General features: G+C 29.1%; 16 protein-coding genes. 6 read left to right on the top strand and 10 right to left on the bottom strand.

All coding sequences use genetic code 11. The features are described from left to right. Nucleotides 1-5 precede the first annotated feature (5 nt). From FVF61_RS09760 to FVF61_RS09745, 4 genes are all read right to left on the bottom strand, one after another. Nucleotides 6-1,019 (bottom strand): COX15/CtaA family protein, encoded by a 1,014-nt coding sequence (locus FVF61_RS09760; protein WP_148455773.1) that lies wholly within the window; start codon nucleotides 1,017-1,019, stop codon nucleotides 6-8. Continuing rightward, the gene (locus FVF61_RS09755) at nucleotides 1,003-1,473 is read right to left on the bottom strand and encodes a GNAT family N-acetyltransferase (protein WP_199757296.1); all 471 of its coding nucleotides are present in this window, start codon (nucleotides 1,471-1,473) and stop codon (nucleotides 1,003-1,005) included. Before FVF61_RS09755 ends, FVF61_RS09760 begins: the two co-directional genes overlap by 17 nt. Before the next feature lie 2 nt (nucleotides 1,474-1,475). After that, a complete protein-coding gene (locus tag FVF61_RS09750) occupies nucleotides 1,476-2,894 on the bottom strand; it encodes a CCA tRNA nucleotidyltransferase (protein WP_148455769.1) in 1,419 nt (472 codons plus the stop codon). A gap of 75 nt (nucleotides 2,895-2,969) precedes the next feature. Continuing rightward, entirely contained in the window at nucleotides 2,970-3,530 is a 561-nt protein-coding gene (locus tag FVF61_RS09745) for an L-threonylcarbamoyladenylate synthase (RefSeq protein WP_148455767.1), read from the bottom strand. 125 nt (nucleotides 3,531-3,655) lie between these two features. Between FVF61_RS09745 and FVF61_RS09740 the strand changes: the two genes are divergently transcribed. Beyond that, entirely contained in the window at nucleotides 3,656-4,414 is a 759-nt protein-coding gene (locus FVF61_RS09740; RefSeq protein ID WP_148455765.1) for a lipopolysaccharide kinase InaA family protein, read from the top strand. On the opposite strand, the gene FVF61_RS09735 is transcribed toward FVF61_RS09740, so the two are convergent. Further along, nucleotides 4,415-5,170: a glycosyltransferase family 2 protein gene (locus FVF61_RS09735; protein WP_148455763.1), complete on the bottom strand. Its 756-nt coding sequence runs from the start codon at nucleotides 5,168-5,170 to the stop codon at nucleotides 4,415-4,417. A 42-nt stretch (nucleotides 5,171-5,212) separates the two neighbouring features. On the opposite strand from FVF61_RS09735, the gene FVF61_RS09730 reads away from it, so the two are divergent. After that, a complete protein-coding gene (locus tag FVF61_RS09730) occupies nucleotides 5,213-6,034 on the top strand; it encodes a glycosyltransferase family 2 protein (protein WP_148455761.1) in 822 nt (273 codons plus the stop codon). Here the strand turns inward: FVF61_RS09730 and FVF61_RS09725 are convergent. The 5 genes from FVF61_RS09725 to FVF61_RS09705 are packed head-to-tail and all read right to left on the bottom strand — an operon-like array spanning nucleotide 6,031 to nucleotide 10,539. Continuing rightward, nucleotides 6,031-7,107 (bottom strand): CDP-glycerol glycerophosphotransferase, encoded by a 1,077-nt coding sequence (locus tag FVF61_RS09725; protein WP_148455759.1) that lies wholly within the window; start codon nucleotides 7,105-7,107, stop codon nucleotides 6,031-6,033. The genes FVF61_RS09730 and FVF61_RS09725 overlap by 4 nt on opposite strands. 1 nt (nucleotide 7,108) lies before the next feature. Continuing rightward, complete coding sequence (locus FVF61_RS09720; protein WP_148455757.1) at nucleotides 7,109-8,065, bottom strand: Stealth CR1 domain-containing protein; 957 nt, start codon at nucleotides 8,063-8,065, stop codon at nucleotides 7,109-7,111. A gap of 23 nt (nucleotides 8,066-8,088) precedes the next feature. Further along, nucleotides 8,089-8,991, bottom strand: coding sequence for an ATP-grasp fold amidoligase family protein (locus FVF61_RS09715; protein ID WP_233586778.1), 903 nt, complete (start codon nucleotides 8,989-8,991; stop codon nucleotides 8,089-8,091). Nucleotides 8,992-9,047: 56 nt separating this feature from the next. Then, nucleotides 9,048-9,719, bottom strand: a complete 672-nt coding sequence (locus tag FVF61_RS09710) for an adenine nucleotide alpha hydrolase family protein (protein WP_148455755.1) — start codon at nucleotides 9,717-9,719, stop codon at nucleotides 9,048-9,050. 4 nt (nucleotides 9,720-9,723) lie between these two features. After that, a complete protein-coding gene (locus FVF61_RS09705) occupies nucleotides 9,724-10,539 on the bottom strand; it encodes a 2,3,4,5-tetrahydropyridine-2,6-dicarboxylate N-succinyltransferase (RefSeq protein WP_148455753.1) in 816 nt (271 codons plus the stop codon). Nucleotides 10,540-10,672: 133 nt separating this feature from the next. Here FVF61_RS09705 and ruvX point away from each other — a divergent pair, with 133 nt between their 5' ends. The 4 genes from ruvX (at nucleotide 10,673) to def (ending at nucleotide 13,114) form a co-directional block, all read left to right on the top strand. Then, the gene (ruvX, locus tag FVF61_RS09700; protein WP_148455751.1) at nucleotides 10,673-11,089 is read left to right on the top strand and encodes a Holliday junction resolvase RuvX; all 417 of its coding nucleotides are present in this window, start codon (nucleotides 10,673-10,675) and stop codon (nucleotides 11,087-11,089) included. Between the two features lie 149 nt (nucleotides 11,090-11,238). After that, nucleotides 11,239-11,832 carry a T9SS type A sorting domain-containing protein gene (locus FVF61_RS09695; RefSeq protein WP_148455749.1) on the top strand — a complete coding sequence of 198 codons (594 nt, stop codon included), beginning with the start codon at nucleotides 11,239-11,241 and terminating at the stop codon, nucleotides 11,830-11,832. A 332-nt stretch (nucleotides 11,833-12,164) separates the two neighbouring features. After that, nucleotides 12,165-12,413, top strand: a complete 249-nt coding sequence (locus FVF61_RS09690) for a hypothetical protein (RefSeq protein WP_148455747.1) — start codon at nucleotides 12,165-12,167, stop codon at nucleotides 12,411-12,413. Nucleotides 12,414-12,523: 110 nt separating this feature from the next. Beyond that, the gene (def, locus tag FVF61_RS09685; protein WP_148455745.1) at nucleotides 12,524-13,114 is read left to right on the top strand and encodes a peptide deformylase; all 591 of its coding nucleotides are present in this window, start codon (nucleotides 12,524-12,526) and stop codon (nucleotides 13,112-13,114) included. The last annotated feature ends 16 nt before the right edge of the window (nucleotides 13,115-13,130 follow it).

Raw genomic sequence — 13,130 nt, 5'->3', positions numbered from 1 at the left:
TTCAATTATTTACTAAAACGATGCAAGGTAAATGTCATAGCCGAAAGTAAGAAAAAAGCACCAACTTGATGAGCCACACCTAACCATAAAGGAACCTGATAAATAATGGTTAAAACACCTAATAAAAACTGAATACCAACTAAAACAAACAAAGAATCTACAGCAATATTTTGATGCTTTGTTAAAACCATTTTTTTAGCTTGATACCAAATAATTAAAATGAAAATAACCACAATATAGGCGAAAGTTCTATGTATAAATTGAATACCACTTGGATTTTCAATTAGGTTTTTATAGAATGGTTCAAGTATATAAACTGTTTCGTGCATAAATTTACCTTCGTTCATTAAAGGCCAATGATTATGAAGTAATCCTGCTTTTAATCCTGCTACAAAAGCGCCATAAATAATTTGAAATATTAAGATGATATAACCAACTATTATAAGGTTTCTAAATTTTTTGTCAACCATTTTTTTCTTAGGATATATTAAATCTAATGCAACCCATAAAGTTGCAGCAAAGGTTAAAAAAGCTGTTGTTAAATGTGCTGCTAATCTAAAATGACTTACATCTGGCATATCTACCAAACCACTTTTAACCATATACCAGCCTAAAAAACCTTGAAAGCCTCCAAGAATTAAAAGAACAATACATTTTTTGATTGTTTTTTTAGTGAGTTGCTTGGTAATTAAAAAATAAATAAACGGAATAATAAAAACCATTCCAATTAATCTACCAATAACTCTGTGTAGCCACTCCCAGAAATAAATGCCTTTAAAATCTTCTAATGTAAAATGGGAATGTAGTTTTTGAAATTCTGGATATTGTTGGTATAATTCAAAAGCTTCTTGCCATTCTGCTTTACCAATTGGAGGGATGGTTCCAGTAATTAATTTGTAATTTGAAATAGATAAACCAGAATCTGTTAGTCTGGTAATACCACCAACAATTACCATGATGAAGATTAAAATACAGCCAGTAAATAGCCAATAGATAACTTTCTTATTGTCCTTTTTCATTGTTGATTAATTCTTTTTTGAAACAAATACTATTTTCAACATGCTTATATTGTCCGTAGTTTGGTGTTATTTTATAACTTTTCTTTTTGTAAAAATGAACAGCCTCAACTTGTCTAATTCCTGTCTCGAGAATGCAAACCGAGTAGTTTAATTCTTTAGCCCAATCTTCTAAAGCTTTTAAAATTTCTGAAGCAACTCCTTGCTCTCTTGATTCTGAAATAGTAAACATGCGTTTAATTTCAACAGTATGAGAATTGTATTTTTTAAATGCACCACAGCCAACAGGTTTATTATCAAAATAAGCAACAATAGTGTTTTTTATAACGTCAATATTATTAAACTGATTGTAAAAGTCATGTTCATCTCCATCTGTAACTTTTAAGTACGCATCAAGTTGTTTAACTAAGTAAATGAAATCTGAGTGTTCTGAATTTGTTCTAACTAATTTCAGCATAATTATGTGCTAGCTTTTAAACCTAAACGTTTTCCTTCTTTAAGCATCAACTGATAAGCTGCCTCATATTCGTTAGGAATATCGCCTTCAAGTATAGCTTCTTTAATGCTTTCTTTTAAAATACCTATTTCTTTTGAAGGTTTCAAATTAAAAGTTTTCATGATGATTTCACCAGAAATTGGTGGTTGAAAATTTCTGATATGATCTCGTTCTTCAACTTCAATAATTTTATCGCGAACAATTTTAAAATTATTGTGATATTTTTTGAACTTTTTTGGATTCTTCGTCGTAATGTCTGCTTCACAAAGCGTCATTAAATCATCCACATAATCGCCAGCATCAAACACTAGTCGTCTTACAGCCGAATCGGTAACCATATCTTCAGCCAGAACAATTGGTCTAGAGCTCATAAGGACCATTTTTTGAACAAATTTCATTTTATCATTTAATGGCATTTTTAATCGCTTGAATAAATGATACACCATTTTTGATCCTTGAAATTCATGACCATGAAAGGTCCAGCCAATTTTTTTATGGAATTTTTTGGTTGGCGCTTTTCCTATATCATGTAACAAAGCAGCCCAGCGTAACCAAAGATTATCTGTATTTTTGCTAATATTATCAACCACTTCTAAAGTGTGATAAAAATTGTCTTTGTGTTTTTGACCTTCAATTTCGTCAATCCCTTTTAAGGCTGTTAATTCTGGTAAAATATATTCTAAAAGCCCTGTTTCTTCTAGCAATAAAAACCCAATGGAAGGTTTTGTACTTTCCATGATTTTATTTAATTCGACAACAATACGTTCTTTGGTAATTATTTCGATTCGTTGTTTGTTGTCAGTAATGGATTTTAATGAATTTGGCTCTATTGTAAAGTTAAGCTGAGTTGCAAAACGTATGGCCCGCAACATTCGTAGTGGATCATCGCTATAAGTAATATCTGGATTTAATGGTGTTCTAATAACAGCATCTTCCAAATCTTGAATGCCATTAAAGGGATCTAAAAGTTCTCCAAATTGGTCATCGCCTAAATCTAAAGCTAAAGCATTAATAGTGAAATCTCGTCTGTTTTGGTCATCTTCAAGTGTGCCATTTTCAACAACTGGATTTCTACTGTCTTCGTTATAGCTCTCTTTTCTAGCACCTACAAATTCAATTTCAATATCTTCAAAACGAAGCATGGCTGTACCATAGGTTTTAAAAATTTGAACTTTTGGTTTGTTGGGTAAATTTCTAGCTACTTGTTTTGCGAGTTCTATACCAGAACCAATAGCAACAATATCAATGTCTTTATGAGAACCACGTTGTAAAATGTAATCGCGAACAAAACCACCAATAACATAAGCATCAAGCTGAAGTTCTTTTGCAGATTGTGAAATAATCTTAAAAATTGGATTTTTTAACGCTTGTTTGTAGTTCATATGTTTCAAATGCCAAAAATAAAATGCCAAATTCCAAAAATGTGATTTTGACTTTTGGTACTTTAAATGTGGGATTTACTTTCTTATAATTTGCACTTTTCCATCGTTACTCAATTTAATAATCGATGATGGTTTAGCACCTATTTTTTCGTCAGGCAAATTTACAACATAGTCTACACCTTTTAAAATGTCTTCATGAATTTCTTTAAAGGATTTTGGCGTTGGTTGCCCACTAATATTTGCTGAGGTTGAAACAATAGCACCATTAAATTTTCTTAGAAGCTGAAAACAAAATTCATTATCTGGAATTCTTATAGCAATGGTATTGTTTTTTGCTATTAAATTTTCAGCCAGATGCTGAGGTTCATCATAAATAATGGTAATTGGATTATCTTCAATATCCATGATGTCAAAAGCAGCTTCTGGAACTTCTTTAACGTATTTTTTTAACATCCTATCATCAGCTACTAAACAAATTAAAGCCTTGCTATCATGACGTTGCTTGAGTTTGAATATTTTTTCAACAGCTTCCGTATTAGTAGCATCGCAACCAATTCCCCAGACGGTATCAGTTGGGTAGAGAATAAGTCCACCAGATTTTAGAGTTTCAAATGCGTTTTTTATTTCTTGATACATGTTTTTATCCGTTTTTGAAAGTCATTTTTAAAAATGACAACTATATTTGAGCTAAAATAGTTTTACATTTTTAATTTAAAATCAATAACTTTAAAAAGAAATAAAAGTAATTGTAATTTTGTAGTATGAAGTATGAAATTCAAAATAATTTTTCAGATTCTGAAAATGAATTAAAAGATTATATTCTAAATTTTGATGTTAAAGGAGATGCTTTTGGGAATCAAAAAAGAAATTCTTTAAAGTTGTTTAAACTGAATGATTTAACCATTAATGTTAAATCGTTTCGTGTTCCAAATATTATAAATCAGATAGTTTACAGGTTTTTCAGAAAAAGTAAAGCGCAACGTTCTTTTCAATATGCTAATAAATTACTTCAGCTCGATATTGGTACACCAAATCCTATTGCGTATTTTGAATTTACAACTGTTTTGTTGTTTAAAAAAAGCTACTATGTAAGCGAACATTTACAATATGATTTAACTTACAGAGAGCTTACTAAAGATTTAAATTACCCTGATCACGAAAACATTTTGCGTGCTTTTACCAGGTTTACATACCAGCTTCATCAAAAAAATATTCAATTTTTAGATCATTCACCTGGAAATACGTTGATTAAAAAAATAAGAGAAGAGTATCATTTTTATTTAGTGGATTTAAATAGAATGAAATTTAAACCTATGGATTTTGAAACACGTATCAAGAATTTTTCAAGATTGACCATTCATAAATCAATGGTGGAAGTTATGAGTGATGAATATGCTAAAGTTTCTGGTGAAGGTTATAATAAAATATTTAATTTAATGTGGGGCGAAACGGAGGCATTTCAACACAGGTACTACCGAAAAAAGCGTTTGAAAAATAAATTGAAGTTCTGGAAAAAGTAATTAGTTGTTACTTTTATATAGCTCTCTTAATTTGGTGTATTTTAAAAAGGTAATATTGGCCGTTTGTACACAAATTACTAAACCATTAATTCCATCTAAAAAACCTAGTCTTAAAAAATAGGCTTTAAAAAAGGCCCAAGTTGGATTAAAGACAATATTCCAAATGCTAGCTTTTTTGCCTAAATCATAATAAGATTGAGCAGCAATAGTTGAAAAGTACTCGGTTTTTAAATTAAATTCAGAATAGTTTTGATAAGTTTTGTGTAAAATATCACCTTTCAAAAAGCCTGCTTTTCCTTGTTTTAAAACTATTTGATCGTGTGGATTTATGCCTTGCCATTCGGCCTTTCGTCTGTCAAATACACGTAATTTTTTATTTGGATACCAATCTGAATGTTTAATCCATTGCCCGCAAAAATTATTTAAACGGTTGCAATAGTAACCATCATATTTCCAGTTTGACTTAGCATTTAATATAGACTCCTGAAGGGATTTAGAAAGGGATTCATCTCCATCTAGAGATATAATGTAATCATGTGTTGCTTTAGTTAAGGCAAAGTTTTTTTGTTCTACATAGCCTAAAAAAGATTGCTCAATAAAAGTAACATGATGTTTTTTACAAATAGACTTGGTGCTGTCTGTTGAAAACGAATCAATAACCACAATTTCATCAACTACTGGTAATAAAGATTGTATGCAATTTTCAATATTGCGCTCTTCATTAAAAGTTATAATAACACCAGATAGTTTAATCATAGAAATAGTAAAAGATTTGGTAAAAATAGTATTTTTGTTGCAATGAGCACATTAAAGGCATCTGTAATTATAAGTACTTATAATCAACCTGAATGGTTGCAAAAAGTTCTGTGGAGTTATGAGGTGCAAACAATTCAAGATTTCGAAATTATTATTGCTGATGATGGCTCTACAATAGATACTAAAAATTGTATTGAAAACTTTTCTAGCCAAACCAATATTCCCATTAAACATGTTTGGCATAAAGATAATGGGTTTCAAAAAACAATTATTTTAAATAAAGCTTTGTTGGAGTGCGATGCTAATTACATCATTTTTACAGATGGCGATTGCATAGCTAGAAAGGATTTTATTGAAACGCATCTTAAACTTCAAAAAGCAAATTCTTTTCTGTCAGGAGGTTATTTTAAATTAACTAAAGAGGTTTCAAATGAAATTTCTAAGGATGACATAATTAACCAAAATTGCTTTAATTTTTCTTGGCTTTCTGAAAAAGGACAACCTAAAAATTTCAAATCGAATAAGTTAACAGCTTCCGGATTTAAAGCTTGGCTTTTAAATACGTTTACACCAACTAAAGCAACATTTGATGGTATGAATGTTTCTGGTTGGAAAAACGATATTTTAGAAGTAAATGGTTTTGATGAACGTATGCAATATGGAGGTGAAGATCGTGAAATTGGAGAACGTTTAATGAATAAAGGTGTCAAATTTATTCAAATTAGATATAGTGCTATCTGCTTGCACTTATTTCATGAAAGGCCTTATAAAAATGATGCAGCATTGTTGAAAAACAAGCAAATAAGGAAAGAAACAAAACGAACCAAATCTTCATATTCAAAATTCGGAATAAAAAAGATTTAATTGTCTTTTAAAGTAAAAGGCTTGTTGTAACTAGTTAAGGTAAAATAGTTTAAACGCTTTCTCATCTTGTATTTACGCATTAAATTTAATGGTTTGTTCTTAACATTAGATTTGTCTTGATGTAAATAAGAAATAGAAGCATCAATAATTCGTTCGCTCGATTTACCATCAAAATAAGGATGCAGTTCTAAAATAAATGATTCTATATTTTCAACTAATTGTTTTGGGTAACTTAATGCGTTTTCAAAGGCATTTTTTAATTGGTTGGCCTGATTAACATGTAATAAATAATTGTGTTTAAAGGTATGATTGAAAGCAACTACGGGCTTTTTTTGTAATAAAAATTCTTGAATTGCCGAAGTTGTATCAGCAAACATAATATCAGCTTTTTTAAACAACGGAATCAAATCTGTAGTATCATAAAATGTAAAGTTTGGGTTATTTATGGATTTCCATTTCTCTACTATATGAGCTGGTAATTTTGGATGTAACACCATAATGAAATTAAAAATGCTATTGCTTGATAGTTTTTTAATTTCCTCAAAAACTTCATCGTTATAAGCTAAACTTAATCGTTCAGTAAACGTTGAAGCAATCATAATGGTTTTGTTTTGATCTCTCTTTTCAATAGGAAATAAAGGATCTACTTTACTCCAGCCAGTTTCAATAACTTCAAAATAGGGATGCTTTTCTTGTTGTGCCTTAAACCCTTTTGTTGTTGATGGTCCTTGAGTACAATACAAATCGAAAAAACCTCTCAATCTAAAATGACTGAAAGAGTTTTTCTTAGAGGGTCTTTTTTGAGCATTAAATCCATGAAACACCTGAACTTTTAAACCCGTAATAAAATCGGGAACACTATCAGTGGCAGTTAATACAATATCTGGTTTGTAGTCTATAACGTCTTCAATAGTTTGCAAAGTGTCTTCTTTTTCAAGGATGGCTTTTTTACCATCTTCAACATCTGCAAACCATTTTACGGTATAACCACGTTTAGTTATTTCCTTTTCTAAAGGTGTGCCAATTGGTAAGGCATAACTATAAGATATGTATATTAAAAACTTGTATGGCATTTTAACTGACACGTTTTTCTAACCAGTTTAGTAAATAGGATAAGATTTTTGGCGGACAAAGGTCTAAGCTTTGCATTCCTAAAAACAGTTTCTGTTTGCTTTGTATATTTAATTTGATTTTATACCAAAGTAGTGGTTTTTTGTACGACCTAAAATACATTAACTGTAAATCGTCTTTTAAAACACAGCTATTATTTTTTATTTCCAAGTGATTTGCTAAACCCTGAGGCGTAAATTGGCTTGTATCTCTAAATCTATATTTAATATTGTTTATAAATACGTCTTTATTCTCCTTAAAATAATTTTCGAATGTCGATTTTCTTAGTGGATGTGGTGTGTGCTTGAAGTTGTAATATTTATTGAATCCAACTAATTTTGCAGCATTTTGTTGAATGCTTTTGTGTCCTGTTTTTGGTTTTTTAAATTTTTTATAAAGAATATCTTTGTCAAATTTTAACCATTTTCCTCGTAACACTGGAAGTCCATCTTTAAAAAAGTCACTAGGTTTTGTTTCGTTAATTATAAAGAAATCGTCATTAAGATAAATAAAATGTTCGGCTAGATTAGGTATTTTATAAATGCTGGTTTCAATAGGTCTACAATTAAAAATAGGTAAGAATTCTTCGTGACCTTCAAAAATCACACCATGATCTACAATTGATACATTTTTATAAATGTCTTTTGATTTGTTTTCGGTTAAAAATTTAGGTGTTTGATTATCTGTTACAATAAAAATATTCCTGATGTAAGGAGCGAATTTTAAAATCGATTTTACAGTATATTCAATTTCGTTTACCTGTTTGTAACGCGTTTTGAATTTTTTAGATTTTAATTTTTCGGTATCCTTTATATAGGACAATATTTTATTAAAATGTGCTTCGTCATTGCCATCTACCCACAAGATTACTGCATCAATAGGATGTGAATTTGTGCCAGTATTTGTTTTATTTCCTTGCATTAATGGTAATTGTGAATTTCAAATTAACCAATTGTTGTAATTTCTTTTTGACCTTCTTCTAGTTTTGGTAATTTAAAATAATCACCAATAATTTTGTTGTATTCATCAGGATAAAAATCTTTTCTACCATCTGAAGGATAAAATGTCATTTCGCCAAAAATAGATTTGCCATTAATAGAGTAAAAGTCAACACGAACAAAAGGAAAACTTTTAGATAGTGTTTCAGATAGTTTAATCATTTCATCATAATTTGTTGGTTTTTCAATTTCAGATGAAATGTTTTTGCTTTTAGCCTTCTTTCTAAAAGGTAATAAATTAAAATTTAAATCGTAACATCCTTGTTGGTGATTAGTTTCCCTGTCTAAGTGAATATCTACAAACTTGGCAACACCATTAAAACAGTAAAATTTATAATCTACTAGAGAATCTTTATCATTTTCTTTTAAAAATTTTTCTATTATGATCCTAGGTTCAACATCTTTATAAGCCCATTCTTGACCAATGCGATAATATTGATTTTTGCCCAGCCATTTATTTAATAATTTAATAGTTTTTGTTTTATCTAAATTGTTTTTATCTGTTACAATTATATTATGACTGCTTGTATGAGTAGCTTTAATGACAAACTGACTTGGTAAATTATCAAAGGGTATTTCATCAGGTTTTTCAAATACACCATAAATTTCATTAAGATATTGAGAACCTATTTTTTCTTCAACATAAGCTCTTACATCATATTTGTCAACTAATTGATTTAAAATTTTTGGGTGATAATATACTTTATACCATTGAATTTTTTCGTTAAACTCTTCAGGGTTTTCTAAATTTAATTTTTTTCCTGTATAATACTCATAAAGAAAATGGACATAGATTTTTGGAGGTAGAAACCTCATTTTACGTAATTGTCTTAATAAAACTCTATGCATTAGTTTAAGTGTTATTCAGTTTTTGAGTATAATTAAATTAATGTATTAATCAGATATTATTCATAATTCTCTAATCTATAACCAAAACCATCTCTTATATATTGTTTACAAGGTACACATTTACCACAGGGTTTAATATTTGATTTATGACAAAACCAAGTTTTCTCCATTAAATCAATAAAATTATTCTCTTCAGCGATATTTTTCATTTCAGGTTTAGAAATAGTAATTAAAGGAAAGGTCATATTTTTAAAAAGATGTCTTCTAAAAAAATCTAATTTTTTCGGATTTATTCGCCAATTTAAACCTATTTGCTCATCCTTAATTTCAATGAGTTGATCTTCATAAAAAAGTCTATCTCTATCTTCTTTATGTGCAGATAACTCTAAATTTTTATATTTTTTTGCTACAGTTGCCAACCAGTAATATTGTTTCCCTAAGTTTATTTTAATCTTAAGCACTTTAATAATTAATTTTAGGAAAAGGTTATAAGGAATCTCTTTTCTATTGATAATTATTATTGGAAGTATTTTTCCTTTTGATTGTTTGAATCTAGAAGGAATTTCTATAGATAAGTTATGTATTAATTCTAATTCTTTTTTTGATGACTTTCTACATTGGTCATGTATGTAAATGGGCTGGATATTTGCACCAAGACGATATAATTGGATTACTCTAAAGGTAGAATCCCAACCACCAGTCCAAAGAACGTAATTTATCTTTTTCATTTAATTATACTGCCACATCATACTCACGTAATGCATCATTTAGTGAGGTCTTTTTGTTAGTGCTTTCCTTACGTTTTCCAATAATCAAAGCACAAGGTACTTGAAATTCTCCAGCTTTAAATTTTTTAGTGTAACTACCAGGAATAACTACAGATCTTGCAGGAATTACACCTTTTGTTTCCACTGGTTTATCTCCTGTGACATCAATTATTTTTGTGCTCATGGTTAAAACCACATTGGCTCCTAAAACTGCTTCTTTTTCCACTTTTACACCTTCAACTACAATGCAACGCGATCCAATAAAAGCGCCATCTTCAATAATTACAGGAGCTGCTTGTAGCGGTTCTAAAACACCTCCAATTCCTACGCCGCCAGAAAGATGAACGTTTTTGCCAATCTGTGCACAACTTCCAACTGTTGCCCAAGTATCTACCATAGTGCCTTCGTCAACATAAGCACCAATATTTACATAACTTGGCATCATAATCACGCCTTTAGAAATATATGCTCCATGTCTGGCTACGGCATGTGGTACTACACGAATACCTTTTTCTGCATAACCAGTTTTTAAAGGAATTTTATCGTGATATTCAAAAATACCTACTTCAAAAGTTTCCATTTTTTGAATAGGAAAATACATAACAACAGCTTTTTTTACCCATTCGTTTACTTGCCAACCTGTATTAGTTGGTTCTGCAACGCGTAATGCGCCTTCATCTATTAGGTTTATTACATTTTTAATACTATCTATAGTTAATTTATCTGATAGTAATTCTCTGTTATTCCAGGCTTTTTCTATAATTTGTTGTAGTTGCATCATGTTTATTAGATAGTATTTTCACAAAGATATAGTTATAATTGAATTCTGTAAAGTCTAAAGATTTAAAATAATTATAAATATGAAAAAATATTTGTGTTGAGGTTCTTTTATTTATTAGTAGTAACTTTGTGACATGGGAAGAATATTGGCTATAGATTACGGAAAAGTTAGAACAGGTATTGCTGTTTCAGACGAATTACAAATAATTGCTTCTGGACTTAATACTGTGGCTACATCTGAGTTAATACCTTTCTTAAAAACATACTTGGCTTCAGAAAATGTTGAATTGTTTGTAGTTGGAGAACCAAAACAAATGAATAATCAAGTATCAGAAAGTGAGGCTCTTATAATTCCTTTTTTAGAAAAACTTAATAAAACTTTCCCTGAAATTCCAATTGAACGTATGGATGAAAGATTTACTTCTAAAATGGCTTTTAAAACAATGATAGATAGTGGTTTGTCTAAAAAAAAGAGAAAAAATAAAGCTCTTATAGACGAGATTAGTGCCACCCTCATTCTACAAAGCTATATGTCTTCTAAGAACCTGTAGAACAGTAATATACATGGGTTTTGGTGCATTTCGTCGATTAATTTGGCTATTATTAATGTTTAGACGTTTTTATTGAACAGTTCGTCTAAATTGTTTGATAAGTATTTTACTACAATAATATATTTGTCCCAAACCCAAATTATAAACTTATGAAAAATTATTACTTATTATTAGTGTTATGTATATCAATATTTAGCATTAATAACCTACAAGCTCAGTTTTGTCCACCTATTGGATTTTCAAATTCAGATTCATTATTCTTTTTTTACGACTCTGGAACTATACCATGTGGTAATAGACCTCAAACCATTCAAGTAGATGGTAGTGAATTTACCTTAATGGAATGTGAAAACACGTATTCTATTTACGATTTAACTTCTGGGAGCCCAATTTCTAATATTAATTCTTTTACAGCTGATTTTGGAATTGGAACTTGCGAGTATACAAATGGAAACTTAACTCAAGAAACCCTTTCTATTAATCAAGTAGATCAAGTATTAAACTCTACAAGAGTTTTTCCAAATCCTTTACTATCAGGTAATAATTTACATTTAGTATTTGATTCTTATATTCAAGGAAAAGGAAACATATTTAATATAACAGGAAAAAAAGTGTTAAGTTTTGAAATAGATAATTTATCTAGAAAGCAATTAGATGTATCTTCTTTATCTAATGGTGTGTACTTAATGCAACTAGATGCTGGTGCTTCTACAATTACTAAAAAAGTGATTATAATGAAATAATACCACTTTAAATAAAATTATTTAAAACTCCTTTTCAATTGAAAAGGAGTTTTTTATTTATAATTATTTGTCAAAACTTTTTTAAACTAATATTTATTAAATTATTGATAAATCTTGATTTTTCATTTAAGTGTGTATCATTTACATCAAGATAGAAGTATTTGTATATATCGACAAAAAACCATTTGTTAAGGTTTATAAGCAGTGCGTTTATCGATGAAATACATACCTTTATCATATTATCGAATTTACGTATGTTTTCAACAAATTTATTCTTTTAATACCGTTCGTCGATTATATATTTGTCTTGTTACAATAAATTAATGTTCGACATGAAACAATTTATAATTTTAATTTTTATTGCTTTATTAACTACTTTTCAAGTTAATGCTCAATCTAATGTAGATGTTATTAACCCAACTATTAAAGTTGAATTAAATAATACTATAGAGCAAATGCAAGCAGAATCATATAATGATATTACAGCTAAAAAGAAAGATATACTAAATGCTAAAATTAATTCTAAATTAAAAGGTGAAGTAGATTTATTCTTTGTTGCAGATAAAAGTAAAATATGCTAATTAGCTACTAAATATTTATATATAGTTAAACTCCTTTTTTATAAAAGGAGTTTTTTTATATATCTTAATTAAAGATTGTATTTTTGCAAAGAATTTACAAAACATAAAAAATGATTTTACCTATTGTAGCTTATGGAGATCCTGTTTTAAAAAAAATGGGTGAAGACATACCTAAAGATTATCCAAATCTGAAAGAATTAATTGAAAATATGTATCAAACTATGGATGGTGCTTTTGGTGTTGGATTAGCTGCTCCTCAAATTGGGCTACCAATAAGACTGTTTATTGTTGATACATCACCATTTGCTGAAGATGACGTATTGTCTCCTGAAGAGCAAGAAAAATTAAAAAATTTCAAGCGTACATTTATCAATGCTAAAATAATTAATGAAGAAGGGGATGAATGGGCTTTTAATGAAGGCTGTTTAAGTATTCCAGATGTTCGGGAAGATGTTTTTAGAAAGCCTACAATAACCATAGCGTATTTTGATGAAAATTTTGAAAAACATACAGAAACTTTCGATGGTTTGATTGCACGTGTTATTCAGCATGAATACGATCATATAGAAGGTGTTTTGTTTACAGATAAACTTTCAACATTAAAAAAACGTCTTATTAAAGGAAAATTAGCAAATATTTCTAAAGGGAAAATTAGTGTAGATTATAGAATGCGTTTTTCTAATCAAAAAAAGAAACGATAATATTTGTTTTAAAATA

The organism is Xanthomarina maritima, from assembly GCF_008084905.1.
Classification (GTDB): domain Bacteria; phylum Bacteroidota; class Bacteroidia; order Flavobacteriales; family Flavobacteriaceae; genus Xanthomarina; species Xanthomarina maritima.
This window is presented reverse-complemented; position numbering and strand designations above follow the sequence as displayed.